This is a genomic window from Arcicella sp. GW821-FHT09D11, assembly GCF_059416265.1.
The window spans coordinates 165,489-182,403 of record NZ_JBWKOV010000007.1; the positions used below are offsets into that span (position 1 = coordinate 165,489).

General features: G+C 36.9%; 12 protein-coding genes and 1 pseudogene. 7 read left to right on the plus strand and 6 right to left on the minus strand.

Features of this window, described 5'->3' with window-relative positions:
• The first annotated feature begins 109 nt into the window (after positions 1 to 109).
• The 4 genes from AC07N0_RS18585 to AC07N0_RS18600 all read left to right on the plus strand — a co-directional run bounded on the left by AC07N0_RS18585 (position 110) and on the right by AC07N0_RS18600 (position 7,396).
• Positions 110 to 1,438 carry a sugar porter family MFS transporter gene (locus tag AC07N0_RS18585; protein WP_494590439.1) on the plus strand — a complete coding sequence of 443 codons (1,329 nt, stop codon included), beginning with the start codon at positions 110 to 112 and terminating at the stop codon, positions 1,436 to 1,438.
• A 31-nt stretch (positions 1,439 to 1,469) separates the two neighbouring features.
• The gene (locus AC07N0_RS18590) at positions 1,470 to 2,348 is read left to right on the plus strand and encodes a carbohydrate kinase family protein (RefSeq protein ID WP_494590440.1); all 879 of its coding nucleotides are present in this window, start codon (positions 1,470 to 1,472) and stop codon (positions 2,346 to 2,348) included.
• 55 nt (positions 2,349 to 2,403) lie between these two features.
• Positions 2,404 to 5,544, plus strand: a complete 3,141-nt coding sequence (locus AC07N0_RS18595; protein WP_494590441.1) for a SusC/RagA family TonB-linked outer membrane protein — start codon at positions 2,404 to 2,406, stop codon at positions 5,542 to 5,544.
• A gap of 145 nt (positions 5,545 to 5,689) precedes the next feature.
• Entirely contained in the window at positions 5,690 to 7,396 is a 1,707-nt protein-coding gene (locus tag AC07N0_RS18600; protein WP_494590442.1) for a RagB/SusD family nutrient uptake outer membrane protein, read from the plus strand.
• 84 nt (positions 7,397 to 7,480) lie between these two features.
• Here AC07N0_RS18600 and AC07N0_RS18605 read toward each other — a convergent pair whose 3' ends face one another.
• From AC07N0_RS18605 to AC07N0_RS18615, 3 genes and pseudogenes are all read right to left on the minus strand, one after another.
• On the minus strand, positions 7,481 to 8,206 hold the full coding sequence (locus tag AC07N0_RS18605; RefSeq protein WP_494590488.1) for a 3-oxoacid CoA-transferase subunit B: 726 nt from the start codon (positions 8,204 to 8,206) through the stop codon (positions 7,481 to 7,483).
• A pseudogene (locus AC07N0_RS18610) lies at positions 8,189 to 8,875 on the minus strand (CoA transferase subunit A); the annotation flags it as partial. The pseudogene AC07N0_RS18610 and the gene AC07N0_RS18605, both read right to left, overlap by 18 nt.
• Before the next feature lie 61 nt (positions 8,876 to 8,936).
• Entirely contained in the window at positions 8,937 to 9,923 is a 987-nt protein-coding gene (locus AC07N0_RS18615; protein ID WP_494590443.1) for an App1 family protein phosphatidate phosphatase, read from the minus strand.
• Between the two features lie 62 nt (positions 9,924 to 9,985).
• On the opposite strand from AC07N0_RS18615, the gene AC07N0_RS18620 reads away from it, so the two are divergent.
• Both AC07N0_RS18620 and AC07N0_RS18625 read left to right on the plus strand, forming a co-directional pair.
• Entirely contained in the window at positions 9,986 to 10,870 is an 885-nt protein-coding gene (locus AC07N0_RS18620) for a diacylglycerol/lipid kinase family protein (protein ID WP_494590444.1), read from the plus strand.
• A 140-nt stretch (positions 10,871 to 11,010) separates the two neighbouring features.
• Positions 11,011 to 12,072 (plus strand): AI-2E family transporter, encoded by a 1,062-nt coding sequence (locus AC07N0_RS18625; protein WP_494590445.1) that lies wholly within the window; start codon positions 11,011 to 11,013, stop codon positions 12,070 to 12,072.
• Between the two features lie 46 nt (positions 12,073 to 12,118).
• Here AC07N0_RS18625 and AC07N0_RS18630 read toward each other — a convergent pair whose 3' ends face one another.
• From AC07N0_RS18630 to AC07N0_RS18640, 3 genes are read right to left on the minus strand one after another with little or no spacing between them, the layout of a single operon-like run.
• Positions 12,119 to 13,453, minus strand: coding sequence for a GntP family permease (locus tag AC07N0_RS18630; protein WP_494590446.1), 1,335 nt, complete (start codon positions 13,451 to 13,453; stop codon positions 12,119 to 12,121).
• A 12-nt stretch (positions 13,454 to 13,465) separates the two neighbouring features.
• Positions 13,466 to 14,782, minus strand: coding sequence for a glycerate kinase type-2 family protein (locus AC07N0_RS18635; protein WP_494590447.1), 1,317 nt, complete (start codon positions 14,780 to 14,782; stop codon positions 13,466 to 13,468).
• Positions 14,783 to 14,793: 11 nt separating this feature from the next.
• Positions 14,794 to 15,888, minus strand: a complete 1,095-nt coding sequence (locus tag AC07N0_RS18640; RefSeq protein ID WP_494590448.1) for a Fic family protein — start codon at positions 15,886 to 15,888, stop codon at positions 14,794 to 14,796.
• Between the two features lie 196 nt (positions 15,889 to 16,084).
• Here AC07N0_RS18640 and AC07N0_RS18645 point away from each other — a divergent pair, with 196 nt between their 5' ends.
• Positions 16,085 to 16,912, plus strand: coding sequence for an SGNH/GDSL hydrolase family protein (locus AC07N0_RS18645; protein WP_494590449.1), 828 nt, complete (start codon positions 16,085 to 16,087; stop codon positions 16,910 to 16,912).
• The last annotated feature ends 3 nt before the right edge of the window (positions 16,913 to 16,915 follow it).

Consider the following 16,915-nt stretch of genomic DNA (forward strand, 5'->3'; position numbering starts at 1 on the left):
ATACATTGTATAAATGTATCAATACAGATACTCTTTGAAAGAATACTTACAGACATCCCTATAATATTCTTCTAATTTTGGTTCATCAAAAAACTTATAAAAGTTAACCATGAATCAAAACATTAAAATATTCTTGTGGGCACTCTCTGCAGCTTTAGGGGGATTCCTTTTTGGGTTCGACACCGCAGTAATCTCTGGCGTAGAGCAAACGCTACAAAAATTATGGAATCTAAACGTAGTTGAACATGGCGTTACCGTTTCAATTGCTTTAATCGGAACAGTTTTAGGTTCTTTAATTGGTGGTTTGCCTGCTGAAAAATATGGAAGAAGAATAACCTTATTACTAGTAGCTATCTTTTATTTACTATCATCCTTAGGTACTGCCTATGCTGCCAACTGGAGTGTCTTTTTAGTTTTTAGATTCTTAGGAGGGCTAGGCGTGGGTGTTTCTTCTGTGGTGGCTCCCATGTATATTTCTGAAATAGCTCCAGCCCACAAAAGAGGTCGCTTGGTAGCCATGTTTCAATTTAATGTAGTATTCGGCATATTGATTGCCTATCTCTCTAATTATTTATTAGCAGATATTGGCGAGAATGCTTGGCGCTGGATGTTAGGAGTACAAGCCCTCCCTTCTATATTATTTTTAGTAACTGTTTTTATTATTCCTGAAAGTCCGAGGTGGTTAATTCTCAAAAAAGGAGATGTCGCAACTGCTAGAAAAACATTGGAGGAAATAGACGCCACAACCTCGGAAGAAATTATTGAAGCTATCCGTAGTCATGCAGCAACTAGCGTTTCAAGTAATTTTACAACTTTATTCAAACCTACGTATAGTAAGCCCGTAATGTTGGCAGTATTATTTGCTGTATTCAATCAGGTTTCGGGAATCAATGCCATTATTTATTTTGCCCCTCGTATTTTTGAAATGGCTGGTTTAGGAAAAGATTCCGCACTTCTTTCCTCGGCAGGAATCGGTTTAATTAACTTGGTATCAACGCTTTTAGGCATTTCGTTAATTGATAAATTCGGCAGAAAAGTATTGATGCTTTGGGGTTCTATAGGCTTAATTGGTTCGTTGGTATTAGTAGCTCAGGCCTTCTTCAGTGGCAATATTGGTCTTAATGTTTCTTTCTATTTATTCATCTTTATTGCCTTCTTTGGGTTCTCTCAAGGGGCTGTTATTTGGGTATTTATCTCAGAAATATTCCCGAATGAAGTACGTGCTTATGGACAAGCCTTAGGAAGTTTTACGCATTGGATTTTAGCGGCTATCATCACTTTTACATTCCCTTATATCGCAGAGACATTTGGTGGGGGCGTTACCTTCACATTCTTTGCTTCGATGATGGTTTTGCAACTATTGTTTGTATTGAAAATTATGCCTGAAACCAAAGGGACTTCTTTGGAAGGCGTGGAAAAAACAATCGTAATGCATTAGTACACAATTATTATTTCAATCTATTTAAACAATGACTAATCCAAAAATAATCTGCTTTGGCGAAATGCTTTGGGATATTCTCCCTACTGGAAAGCAAGCTGGCGGAGCCCCCATGAACGTAGCAGTTCAATTAAAAAATTTAGGACTTAACCCATTGATTATTAGTCGCGTTGGCGATGATGAATTAGGAGAAGAATTGATTCAGGTAATAAGCCAAAAAGGCTTATCCACCGAACTAGTTCAGCATGGCAAAACACATTTAACGGGCGTTGTAAAAGCCAATGTGAGTGATCAAAATGAAGTAACATACAAAATTGTTCATCCTGTTGCTTGGGACTATATCCAGCCAGAAGATAACCTCACAGAAGCAGTACAAAATACGGATGTATTTATTTTTGGTAGTTTGGCAGCACGCAGTGAGGTTACCGCTAATACCTTGCAAGCATTACTAAAACAGGCAAAATTCAAAGTGTTTGATGTGAACCTCAGAACGCCATTTTATAATGAAGCATCTGTGACATCCTTCTTGGAAATTGCAGATATGGTAAAAATGAATGAAAATGAACTGGCTTTGATTGCAAGTTGGTACGACGAATCTCCAGTCTTAGAAACAGCCATGTTAGCCTTAGCCAAACGTTTTGATATTCAAACACTCTGTGTAACATTAGGAGCAGATGGTGCCATTTTATTGAAAGATGGAGTGTTTTACCAAAACAAAGGGTTTTCTGTTGAGGTAAAAGATACCATTGGTAGCGGAGATGCCTTTTTAGCTGGATTACTCAAGAATTTGTTACAGCAAAAAAATCCTGCTGAAAGTTTACGATTTGCCTGTGCAATGGGTTCGTTAGTAGCTACTTATCAAGGAGCAACCCCTCAGATTTCAGAAACCCAAGTAATGGCTATGATGTAAGTCTGATTTAACTGTATTTCCTTCCCTGAATTTTTAATAACTAAACAATTTCAACATGAAAAACTTTTTACTGAGCATTACCGTGCTGCTTTGTACGGTACAACTTGCCCTCGCACAGCAAAGAACCATTACTGGTAAAGTAGTGGCGGCTGAATCAAATGAGACGCTTATTGGCGCCAATGTGCTCATTACGGGTACGCCTAAAGGAACTTCAACAAATGTAGATGGGCTTTTTACCATCACAGTACCCGAAAGTGCTACTTCACTTACCATATCATTTGTTGGTTACACAACTAAAGACGTTTCGATAAAAGGATTGAGTAATATCGTTGTCTCTCTGACTCCCGGAAAAGAACTTAGCGAAGTTGTAGTAGTTGGTTATACTTCTTCTAAAAAGCAAGACTTAACAGGAGCAGTAGCCATTGTAGATATGAAGCCTCTAAAAAATATTAGTTCGGGAAACCCTATGCAAGCCTTGCAAGGACGTGTCGCGGGTTTGTATATTGAAAAAGATGGTTCTCCGAATGGTTCAAACAGCCGAATCTTGATTCGTGGAGCAAATACTTTGGGAAATAATGACCCATTATATATCATTGATGGAATTCCAACCACTCGTCCAGAAGTATTTCAAAACATTAGCCCAACTAATATTGAGTCTGTACAAGTATTAAAAGATGCTTCGGCTGAATCTATTTATGGTGCTCGTGCTTCCAATGGAGTAATTATTGTGACTACTAAAAATGGTGGTAATACCAATGGCAAAATAGAATTTCAGTTCAATAGTAGTGTCTCTTTTCAGTCTGAAAAAGCGATGCGTTTTAAAATGTTGAATGCCATTGATAGAGGTAAAGCCCTTTGGCAAGCATCCATCAACGACGGACAAGACCCAGCATCGGGTTATGGTGAAATCTATAATTTTGATTGGAATAAAAACTATAGCAATCCTGTTCTAAATGGCGTTTCGGTAAAACCTTTTGTAGGGGGCGACCCAAATACTCCTGTAGGTGATACCGACTGGCAAGATGTAATGTATAAAACAGGTATTGTTACTAGAAATGATTTTACGCTTTCGACGGGTAATAAAACTTCTTCGTTAGAAGTAAACTTTGGTCAACTCAAAAATACAGGGATGCTAAGATTCACAAATTATGACCGCTTGAATGGTAGTATCAACGCCATTACCCGTGCCTTTGATGATAAATTAAAAATCGGTCTTAGCCTTCGTATTGCCAATTCCAATGAAACATTAACTGCTAACGATTTGGGAGGAGCATCAACAACTGGCCTAGCAGTTACGTTGGTTCCAACAATTCCTGTATTCCAAAAAGATGGTGTTACTTATGCAGGTGCCTCGGGTGGTGGTTATTCTGATAGAAATAACCCATTACACATGCAAGACATTGCAAAATGGAATAATGCAAACCGTTTGAGTACTTTTGGAAATGTCTTTATTGAAATTCAACCTATTAAAAACTTGTTTTTCAAAACCAATATCGGAGCAGACGATTCAAGGTATTTGAATAAAGTAATTACGCCTACGTTCTCTGAAGGTGCATTCAACCGTACAACGAATAGCTTGCTTTTCGACCAGAATCATTTCCTAAGCGTTACTTGGTCAAACACATTACGCTATAACTGGGATTTAAACGAAAAACATCACTTTAAATTTTTAGCGGGTACGGAATACATCAAAACTGATTTAGATTTCCAAACTACTAAGAAAGAAGGTTATGCATTACAAACGGAAGATTACTTTACGCTGAATGCTGGTACAGGAAATACTACCGTATCGGGGGGGTCAACGGGTCATCGTTTGTTCTCACAGTTTGGTCGTGTTGATTATAATTTGGATGATAAATATTTATTAGCTCTTACTATCCGTCGTGATGGCTCCTCACGTTTTGGTACTGATAACAGATATGGTATTTTCCCTGCTGCCTCATTCGGATGGAAGCTTGATAAAGAAAATTTCTTGAAAGACAGTAAACTGATTACAGAATTAAAAGCAAGAGTAGGAGTAGGGCGTGTGGGTAATCAACAAATCGGTGATTTAGCTCGTTTTGGCTTATTTGACACAAGATACGGAACTACACAAGCACAATTATCTGGAGGTTTCTGGGAGCAATACATGAACATTGGTACAGCTTATTCATTATCAGGCGCTAACACAGGGACTTTGCCATCAGGTTTTGTTCAGACCCAAGCAGCAAATTCTGCCTTGAAATGGGAAACTACTGAAGAGATAAATGCAGGGATTGACTTTGCATTCCTAAACAATAAAATCTTTGGTTCATTTGATTACTTTACTCGCCAAACAACAGGGATTTTGATTACACCTCCTGTAGCTTCTGCCCTCGGTGAAGGTCAGTCAAAAGCAGTAAATGGTGCTTCTAAATCTAACAAAGGATGGGAATTTGTATTAGGCTATCATGGTGAAGTTGAGAATGGCATTAAATATAATGTAACGGCAAACTTTGCTCATTTCAGAGATAAAATCACAGAATTGCCTGAAAATGTACGCCCAGCGTATGCAGGGAACTTAGTTAATACAATTATCGGTCATTCTCAGTTTGATATTTTCGGGTATAAAACTAACGGACTTTTCCAGTCGCAAGCAGAAGTAGATGCTGCACCAACGCAAGTAGGAGCAGGGCCAGGCAGAATCCGTTATGTAGACATTAACAGTGATGGTAAAATTGATGACTTAGATAGAACTTGGATTGGCACAACGCTTCCAACACTTGAATATGGTTTAAGACTAGATGTATCATACAAAAACTTTGATTTAGCCATCTTTGGTTCGGGTGTAGCAGGTAGATCAGGCTTTGATGTATATACGTTGTTTAATAATTTAATGAAGAGTAGAGAAAACGTTGGACCAGGGGTATTCAACGGTTGGACGCCACAAAACACTAATACAAATGTTCCTGCTTTAACGCTGAAGGATAATAACAATGAAGGACGTACTTCTGATTATTTCATGGTGAATACTTCGTATTTCAAAATACGTAATATTCAGTTTGGTTATACACTTCAACCGAAAGTAGTGTTCTCAAGACTTCGTTTTTATGTCATGGCTGAAAACTTGTTCTGGATAAAAAGCAGTAGTTATTTAAGTCCAGACCCAGAACGCATTGACCTCGGCCCAGTTCCAATTCCGAAGACTTTTACATTTGGTGTTAATGCGTCATTCTAAGCATTCGGCTATCTGCTATCAGATGTCAGCTTTTTTAATAACGCTTAGCAAATAACACTATTCAACAGTAGTTGTTATATAAATTTTAAAGCTGAAGGCTGACTAACGAAATCCGACAGCTTTTATAAACTCAAATTTAAAAAACATGAAAAATAAGATACTTCCAATCATATTTGTTGCAGGCTTACTTGGTTTAAGTGCTTGCAAAGATGCCCTTGAATATACGCCTACGGGGGTATTATCATCCTCAGATTTAACCTCTCCAACTGCGATTGAAGGATTAGTAACTTCGGCGTATGCTGCCATCGGCAACGGTGACATGATTGGTCCTATTTATAGCAATTGGGTATACGGTAGTGTTCGCTCAGACGATGCTTATAAAGGCGGGGGTGGTACTGGTGACGTGGGTGAAATTGATGCCATCGAGCATTACAATTTAGTCACTCCAACGATTGGTTCATTCGTTACGCGTACTTGGCAAAATTTGTTTAAATCTATTTCAAGATGTAATGTGGCTTTGCGTGCGGTAAATACGCTTTCGGAAACGAGTTATCCAAATAAAAAAATCCGTTTGGCAGAATTACGTTTCTTGAGAGCTCACAGTTATTTCACGATGAAACTTTTATACAAAAATATTCCAATTTTTGATGAAACCGCTTCTAGTGACGATATTCTAAAAGTATCAAATACACTCAGCAATGATGAATCATGGAATAAAATTGCCGCTGATTTACAATATGCTGTAGATAATTTACCTGCTAGTCAACCAGAAATTGGAAGAGCAAACAAAACGGCTGCCCAAGCATATTTAGCTAAATTAAGATTATATCAGGCGTATGAACAAGATAATAATCATAAAGTAACCAACATCAACAAAACAAGGTTACAAGAAGTAGTTACTTTAACACAAGCAGTAATTTCGTCTGGAAAATATAGTTTAAGTGGAGACATTGCTGATAATTTTCTTCCAGAAACTGAGAATGGACCAGAATCAATATTCGCTATTCAGTTTACGATTAATGATGGAACAACGGCTGGTCGTTTGAGTTTTGAAGATGGATTAAATTACCCACATGGTGCTCCTCAATATGGCTGTTGTGGCTTTCATGCTCCAAGTCAGAATTTGGTAAATGCTCATGCTACTGATGCCAACGGCTTACCATTATTCGACACCTTTAATAATGGAAATGTTGATTTAGCAACCGCAACAGTTGATACGCGTCTTGACCATACTGTAGGTATAGACGGGCATCCATATAAGTACGATAATACAAAACCATTCAGTAATAGCTGGGTGCGTGATGCTGGCGTATATGGTAATTTCCACTCGATGCGTTTTCAACAATTAGCTACTAGTTCATCGTATTTCAAACTTGGACCATTTATGGGAACTGCTAAAAACTATGACATCCTTCGTTATGATGATATCCTATTAATTCAAGCAGAAGCGTATATTGAACTAGGTCAGCATGATAAAGCACTACCATTAATCAATCAAATCAGAAAAAGAGCTTCTGAAAGTACAGGTAGATTGAAAAAATTAGACGGTACATTCGCTTCAAAATATAATGTAAAACAGTATTCAGCTACAGGTTGGACACAAGATTTTGCTCGTAAAGCATTGCAATGGGAGCGTCGTTTAGAATTTGCAACTGAAGGTTCTCGTTTCTTTGATTTAGTACGTTGGGGCATTGCAGAGCCTACATTGAATGGCTATATCAACATAGAAAAAACGAAAAGAACCTTTTTAGCGACTGCTAAATTTACCGCTGGGAGAGATGAGTATTTGCCAATTCCACAGGCAGAAATTACCTTCACCAATGGCTTATACAAGCAAAATCCAGGATATTAATATCTGATAAATTGGGTTTACAGATTTGGAATAATGAAAAAAAGATAGCTATTAAGGCTATCTTTTTTCTTTTATAAATAAATTCTAAATGCTAATCGTTGGGATTTCTCCTTCTACAATCAATTTCCCTTCTGTTGCCTTTTGTACATCTTCAATACTAATGCCTGGAGCAATTTCTAATAACTTAAACCCTCCTTCTGGTAATACTTCCAATACTGCTAACTCTGTGACAATTTTTTTTACACAGGCAATTCCTGTTATTGGTAGACTACAATGCTTTAATAATTTAGACTTCCCGTCTTTACTTACATGTTGCATGGCAACAATGATATTTTTAGCAGATGCTACTAAATCCATTGCACCACCCATCCCCTTCACCATTTTGTTAGGGATTTTCCAATTGGCAATATCCCCATTTTCCGAAACTTCCATTGCTCCCAAAATAGTCAAATCTACATGTTCGCCACGAATCATGGCAAAACTTTCGGCAGAGCTAAATAATGAAGACCCTGCTAGCATGGTTACGGTTTGCTTACCTGCATTAATCAAATCAGCATCCACTTGCTCTTCTGTCGGGAAAGGACCAATGCCCAACAAGCCATTTTCAGATTGTAGAATCACATTAATATCTGCTGGAATATAATTAGCCACCAATGTAGGAATGCCAATCCCTAAGTTGACATAATAGCCATCTTTCAACTCCTGTACTATTCGCTTGGCTATCTGATTTTTATCTAACCCAATTCCTAGGATAGGAGGAGATGCTGTTTCTTTCGATACTACTGGTTTTGCAATTGTTCTTTGTTCTATTCTTTTTTGGTAATCTTTCCCTTGAAAAATACGGTGAACATAAATTCCTGCTGTATGAATATCATTAGGATTTAAGGTTCCTGCTGGTACTAACTCTTCTACTTCAGCAATAGTAATGGTACCCGCTGTTGCCATCATAGGATTAAAATTCCGTGCCGTTCCTTTGAAAATTAAATTGCCTGTTGTGTCCCCTTTCCATGCTTTTACAATAGCAAAATCAGCTTTTAATCCACTTTCTAGTAAATACTTTTTACCGTTAAATTTTCTGACTTCTTTTCCTTCCGCTACCTCTGTCCCCACACCAGCAGGCGTGAAGAAAGCAGGAATGCCAGCGCCTCCAGCTCGAATTCTTTCAGCAAGCGTGCCTTGTGGGATAAGTTCAACTTCTAATTCTCCTGATAACAATTGTCTTTCAAATTCCTTATTCTCTCCCACATAAGATGAAATCATTTTTTTTACCTGACGCGTTTTCAGCATTAATCCTATTCCAAAATCATCCACACCAGCATTGTTAGAAATACAGGTTAACCCCTTTACTCCCTTTTGGATTAAAGCATCAATACTATTTTCAGGAATACCACACAAACCAAAGCCCCCCAACATTAACACCGCACCATCTTCAATATCTTTTACTGCTTCTTGGGCAGTATTCACTACTTTATTAATCATTTCCTTGACTGTTTTTGAAGATTATTTTCAACTATATTCGATGTGATTATATTTCTCTATACTAAACAATCAACCCTATATCTCTAGCATGCGAAATAGCTTCGTCAGTATGTTCAAATTGACAAGTCTGAATATTTTTATTAGTTATCGACTTCATCAAAGATAACGTAATTTCTTCTTTTTTAGGGCTTACATTCCTGATATAAATAGCCACAACTTTGTCTGGATATTTATTGGCAATGGCTGCATAAATAGCAGGGTCTTTTTGTGAATTGTCGCCTAATAAGACAAATCGTTGTTTAGGAAATGCTTCAAACAGTCTTACTACCCTCATTAATTTTCCTTGGTGCTTTGTGGCTCCTGTTTTTAATAATTGATACCAACGTTTAATCTCATTCAATAAAAATACTCCTTTGGGCAATTGATTATGTTTAAAAAAAACGTTTAAATCATCATACAAATTCCATTCGCTACTAGATACATAAAAGAAAGGATTCAATAAGTTTGGTTCAGTATGAGCCAACGAAAGCAATCTGTAAAATTTCACTACATCAGCAAACGTTTTTCTGCTTAGGGGGTTTTTAGTAAACATCACCCTTAATTTTTTGCCCGTTTTAGCTGAATGTGAGACCAGTACGGTATCATCAATATCCGAAATGAATCCATATTGAGTAGCTTCTGGTACAAAAATTTTCCCTTCTCCTGTAGCCAATACTTTATCATGTGGACCTACTAAATCTATAAAAACTGCATGCCATCCTGCTACAATTTTACTAGCAGATTTCCATTCGAACTTGAAAAAGCCATCACTCGCTGTTTTGGTATAATAATACTGATTGTCCCACTGCAAACGTACCTTAACTCCCGCAATGGGTTTTACAGAAAATATCTTCACTAAATGAATAATGTTAGAGATAAGGTGATTGTCAACAACAGCACGTGGCGGATTTCCTGCTAAAACATGACCATAAACAATAAGGTTATCTTGATGCCCATATCCATGATATACTTTAACTGTGGCATTTCGCTGGTATGATTTTTTTCTCATTTTAATTATAAATTTAAAAGATACTATATAAGAGATTGTTTAGTATAATTATGTATTTACCTATGCAGGAAAAGAATATCCTAAAATTACTCTTTATCGTCAATACAGGTGCAGGGAGTAGTTCCAGAAATTGGTCTTTATTAATCAGTGAATACTTTGTTTTAAAACAATATATTATCGAAATATATGATTTACAAAAGAATTGTACCACGGAAGCCATTAATCAAAAAATCTTAGCGTTTTCTCCTAATCAAGTAATTGCGGTTGGGGGTGATGGAACAGTCAAATTAGTGGCCGAATGCTTGATTAACACCAATATTCCTTTAGGCATATTACCAGCAGGTTCAGCGAATGGACTGGCAAAAGAATTAGGCATCAGCAATAATCCAGAGCAAGCTTTAGAGACACTGGTAACGGGGACTATTAAAAAAATTCATTTAACGAAAATCAACGACCAATTATGTATTCACCTGAGTGATATAGGTTTAAACGCTTATGCCATTAAAAAGTTTGAAAAACAGGGTATTCGTGGGATGTGGGGATATTTAATTGCTTCTTTGAAGGTACTGTGGCAAAATCCATTGATGGAAGTGGCTATACATACCAATCATAAAGTTCATCACTTAAAAGCCGAGATGATTGTGATTGCCAATGCTACCCAATATGGAAGTGGCGCAGTTATTAACCCTATTGGCAAACTTGACGATGGGCTATTTGAGGTAATAGTCATCAAGAAAATATCTCCTTATGAAATTTTTAAAATGATATCTCAACATCAGGAATATGACCCTGATAAAATAGAAGTTTTTCAGACTACCTCACTCACCATGCGCTCGTCTAAAAAAGTGCATTTTCAAATAGATGGAGAATATATGGGTAAAATAAAAGAAGTAAAAGCTTCAATTATGCCTGAGGCCCTTGAAATAATTGTACCTGCATTAAAGTAGATACTAAATATAGTATGATAACACCTAAATATTTTGAAAATTGCAAACTAGTCTATTGCTATTTCGTACACTAATTTCCACCAATTTCTAACAATACATCATTAAAAATGACTATCACCAATACTTCCATCATAAAAAAAATGCTTCTCTTATTTCTGGTTTTGGCAGGAATGCACTTTGCAAAAGAGTTCTTGATTCCATTACTGATTGGAAGTATTTTAGCTACCCTTTTTATACCGCTATGTAATTTTTTAGAGAAGAAAGGACTGCATAAAGGGTTGTCAGCTTTTATTTGCTTGCTCGTTCTAGTATTAATCATGGCTAGCTTAATGGCATTACTCGGTTGGAAAGTTTCCGAGCTAGTAAAAGACATGGCTGAAATTAAACAAAAAGCGATTAAATGGGGAGTAAGCGTACAAGAATATATCTTCAATCATCTTGGAATATCTGTAGAACAGCAATCCAAAATATTAAAACAAGAACAACCTTCACTTGGTAGCATTATGCAATTGACATTGTCATCAATTGCTGGGCTAGTCACAGCATTAGTTTTATTATTGGCCTATGTGTTCTTTTTATTATATTATCGCAATCATATAAAAAAGTTTTTCTTGAAACTGGTACCGTCCAACCAACAGCATGAAATGGGGCAAATCCTTAGTAAAGCCACTAATGTTTCTCAACAATATTTATTTGGTCTTTCAAAAATGATTGTCTGTTTATGGATTATGTATGGTGTTGGGTTCAGTATCTTGGGCGTAAAAAACGCTATATTCTTTGCCATTTTGTGTGGATTATTAGAGATTGTCCCCTTTGTAGGTAATATTACAGGTACTACCCTTACCATATTGGTCACAGCTTTACACGGTGGTTCCCCATCTGTATTAGGAGGTATTGTTGCTGTTTATGGAGTTGTTCAATTTATCCAAGGATGGGTATTAGAACCCCTCATTTTAGGGCCACAAGTAAAGATAAACCCCTTGTTTACTATTATTGCTTTAGTAGTTGGTGAACTTATTTGGGGTATCCCGGGCATTATTTTAGCCATTCCATTAACAGCTATCCTAAAAATTATTTGTGACCATATTGATCCTTTAAAACCTTATGGATTTTTAATTGGTGAAATCGACTATGAGAAAGATGATAATGACTTAGCCGCTAAGTTGAAAAAAGGCATTTCAAAGCTAACTAAAAGCAAATAAGCGACGATGACTACAGATAATATTGAAAATAATGTATCAATTATTATCAATGTAGTAGGAAAGATAACCCCCAAATAATTACCTGTGCCGTAATACCCATTGCCAGTGTTGCGGTGCTATATACTTTTAAGGTTGTAGCAGTCTCAAGGTTTGAAAATCTACTAATTACCCAGAAATAGGCATCGTTGGCATGACTTATCATCATACTGCCAGCACCCATACTCAGAATAGTCAACGTTAAGTCTACAGAATTATTAAGCCCCAATGAAGCAAGCATTGGGGTAATTAAGGACGATGCTGTAATAATAGCAACGGTAGATGACCCCTGAGCTGTTTTTAAAATAGCGGTAATAATAAATGGAAAGAATATTCCAAGCGTATATCCACTTAACATTTCTCCCAAATTTTTTCCAATACCCGTTGATTGAAGCATTTCGCCAAACATTCCTCCAGCAGCAATAATGGCTAAAATCATTCCTGCTTTATCTACGCCATCGGTGAGCCAATGAGATAAATCTTTTTTGTACCGCTTTTCTATTAGCGTTAAAGAAGCAAGGATTCCGATAGCCAATGCGATAACTGGCTCTCCTATAAATGCCATTAATTTAAGCAGCGCCGATTGTTCATTCATTTCTTTTGAAGTAAATAAAAATACAATTGATTTGATTCCTATTAAGGCAATCGGCAGTAATACTGGCAAAAACGAACGGGTAGCAGAAGGTGAAAAATCTGTTGATATGGTTACATTCTCTTGCTCAATGTACTCATGTGTAATGTTTTTTCCTTGCCAAATGCTCCAAAAATAGCCTATCAAAGCTACTGGCACTGCCAAGGCAATTCCCCAAAGCATTACCATTCCTAAATCGCCCCCTATTGTTCCTACAGCTGCAGTTATACCGGGATGTGGCGGGACTAGACAATGAACCGCATATAAGGAGGTAGCGAGAGCAGTAGCCATCACTGGCATACGATGATGTGTTTTCTTGACAAGTGAATGATTCAACCCACTTAAAATAATAAAACCACTATCACAAAAGATAGGAAAGCCTATGATAAAGCCTGTTAAAGCAATGGCTGCGGGAGCATTATTTTCATTCACCATTTTTAAAATCGCATTGGCCATACTCGTTGTAGCACCCGTCTTTTCAAGAATAATCCCTAGCGTTGTACCGAGTATTATGAGGAGACCAATCTTTTCCATGGTGTGTCCAAAGCCAATTTTTAGCGTAGCAACTATCGTAACAAGGGTCAAATCACTTAATAACCCTACAAAGAGTGCTGCTAGCGTTAAAGCAAAGAAAGCATTAAGCTTTTTATAAGCGGTTGCCCATACAATAAAACTAATGCTGGCGACTAAAATGAAAAGTAAATAATAGGACATCTTTGAGATAGTTTATTGGATGATAGCAATCATAATATCCATCACGTTGGTTTGTGTAGGGCCTGTAATCAATAAGTTTCCTGTTTGCTCAAAAAAATGGTATGCATCATGATTCACTAAATAGCTTTCTATGGATAAATTATTTGCTATAATTGTTGCTACTGCTTCCCTGTTTATCAGGGCACCAGTGGCATCCGTCGGACCGTCTGTGCCATCTGTACCACCACTTAATATTGAAAATTCAATATTGGTATCAAGAATATTCATTTTCTTTAGTTCTTGTAAAACTACTAACATAAAGTGTTGATTTCGTCCACCTTTACCATGACCAGTAACTTTTAAAGTAGTTTCACCACCCTGTATAATGCATATAGGTTTGTCATCTGTATGTGCTAATATTGTCTTGATAAATTGCTTAGCTTCGACTACTGTATTGCCCGTTACAATCTCAGGAATTAACATAGTTTTGTAACCCAATCTTTTAGCCTTTTTTTCAGCAGCCAATTGAGCTAATATGTTATTAGCAATAATCCGAGTAGTGGTATTTTTAAAAAGTTCATCCCCAGCCTTAGGAGTATCGTCAATTATTCCATCAATGCCTTTTTGTAGATAATCGTTAATGTTGGCAGGCAAATTAGAAAGAATATCGTATTTTATAATCACATCCATTGCCTCTTGAAAAGTAGATGAATCTGGTACAGTAGGGCCACTAGCAATAACGCCTAAATCATCGTTGGGGACGTCGCTAATCATCAATGAAAATACTTTTGCTTTCCCACAATACCGAATTAATTGTCCTCCTTTGATGGCTGAGAGGTGTTTTCTGACGATGTTAATTTCATCAATTCCTGCTCCTGATTTTATTAAAAGCTCAAAGGTTGATTGTATTTCTTGCAAAGATAATCCAGTGGGTACATCACACCATAATGATGATGCCCCGCCACTTATTAAACAAATGATGATATCGTTTTCGGATACATCCTGTAATAAATCAATTGTAGCTTTTACAGCCATTTCACCCATTTCATCGGGTATAGGATGGGCACTTTCTAAGACTTTTATCTTTTCAGTAGCTATTTTGTGTCCATATTTTGTTGTAATAACGCCTGCTGTGATATAATCTCCTAGTATCTTTTCCGTTTCAAATGCCATGGCAGCTACTGCTTTCCCTGCACCTATTACATAAATATGCTGTATAATATTTTTAGGGAAATACTCTCCGCAAATTTGAATAGCATCATCTTCCACTAATAGATAATTGCTAAGCAATTGTGAAGGCTTAACAGCATCGACAGCAGCATTAAAAATTTGTATAATATCCTTAGTCATCCTGAAAAACTTTAAAAAATCAATTCATAGTTAGTACTTCGCCCGCCCGCCATTTCTTTCTGTAAAATCTCTTTTGTCATCAAATCTTGAATGTCTCTTAAAGCTGTATCCGATGAGCATTTGGCTATTTTAGCCCATTTAGAGGACGTAAGTTTACCCTCAAAATTATCCATCAGTTTGTTCAGTAAAAGCTTTTGTCGCTCATTCAAAGGGGTATCTCTATGTTTTTCCCAGAATCTTGCCTTGGCCAATACTTTTTCTAAAATGACATCTGTATTTAATAATGCTTTGGTCAAGCAGTCTAAAAACCATGTAAGCCAAAGTGTAATATCAGACGTTCCTTTTTGTACTTTTTCTAATATTTCATAATAACTATTTCGCTGTATTTGAATTTGTGCAGACATACTAAAGAATCGCTGAGAACTACCATCAGCCTTGGATAATTGCATATCAGTAATGGCTCTGGCAATTCTTCCGTTTCCATCATCAAACGGGTGAATCGTTATAAACCAAAGGTGTGCAATTCCTGCTTTCATGATAGGGTCGATAGCCTGTGTTCCGTTAAACCATGTGATAAATTGGTGCATCTCATGAGCTAATAACGAAGCTTTAGGTGCTTGAAAATGTACTCTTTCTCTACCCATTGCTCCCGACACTACCTGCATATCGCCTGTTCGCCAACTAGCTATCGTGATAGGATACATGCCACTTCTCCCAGTCGGGAAAAGCGCCGCGTGCCAATTAAACAACCGTTCGTCACTGAGCGGAATTTGATTATTTTGTGTAGCATCCAACATTACTTCTACAATGCCATCCACATTTCTATCTGAGGGAATTAATCCAACAATATCCATTCCTAAACGCCTTGCTAGAGACGAGCGAACCTGTTGAGGATTTAAAAACTCTCCTTCAATTTCTGTTGATTTCAGGACATCCAAAGTAAGCGTTGCCAAAAAGGCTTCTTGCTGAAGGACAAAACCTAATTGCTCCATTTTGCCCATCAATTTCCCCTGCAAGTTCCTAACTTTACCGAGGGGCATCGATAATACAGAATCGTCCCACGTGAAGGCTGTCCAATTGATATGTTGATGTATGTAACTGCTCATAAAAATAGATTATGCGGTGAATATAGCATTTATTCTCCGCATATTATGCGGAGAATGTTTTTATTATTCACCGCAAGCTTTTATTAAGAACACGTAGACATTAATTTTATCGCAAAGCATATGTTACCTTCATAACACATCAATAACTGCTATAATGATAGCATACATTTGCATAAATCCAGAAACAAAATTTAATATGAAAACAAAATTTTTACTATTATTCCTGATTGGTATATTAAGTTCTTTCTCTCCCGAAAAAATTACTTGGGTAGCCATTGGAGATTCTATTACTTATTTAAACGACCATCCTAAGGAAACAGGTAATAGGATTACCAAAGGTTATATGAGTGGGGTAGTAGAAAAGCTTCCTCAGGTGGAATACATCAACCAAGGTCATAATGGGTGGACTTCTGTAAGAATTGCTGAACAAATAGAAAAGCTTGGTTTAGTAAAAGCAGATGTTTATACAATATTTTTAGGAACGAATGATTGGTGGCAGGGGCGAACACTCGGTACATTGACCGACTATCAAAATGCAACGGGATATAATACCGTATATGGTTCTTTCAGAATAATTATCAATAAAATCAAGAGCTTAAATCAAGATGCCAAAATTATCTTGATTACGCCCATGCAACGTGCAGACTTTGTATACATTGCCAATCCAAAAAACAATGCGTATGGTTCGTACAGGGAGAAAAAGGGGCAAGAATTATCTCAATTTGCCGAGGCGGTGAACACCATAGGAAAGCTTGAAAACATTCCTGTAGTTGATTTATACCATACTAAAAAATTAAAAATAGCGAAGCTCGTTCATTTCAAACGTTTGAAAGATTCACAAACTGGAACATACAAAAATTATCGTTATCCAGCCTTTATAGATGTACCTTATAATGCAGAAACGGATGAATACCCTTACCCCCTTGAAGCCATCGATATGACTTACGATGGACTGCATCCATCTGACAAAGGCTATGAAGTAATCACTAAAAAGTTGGTTAAAGTGATGAAAAATATATTATAGCTG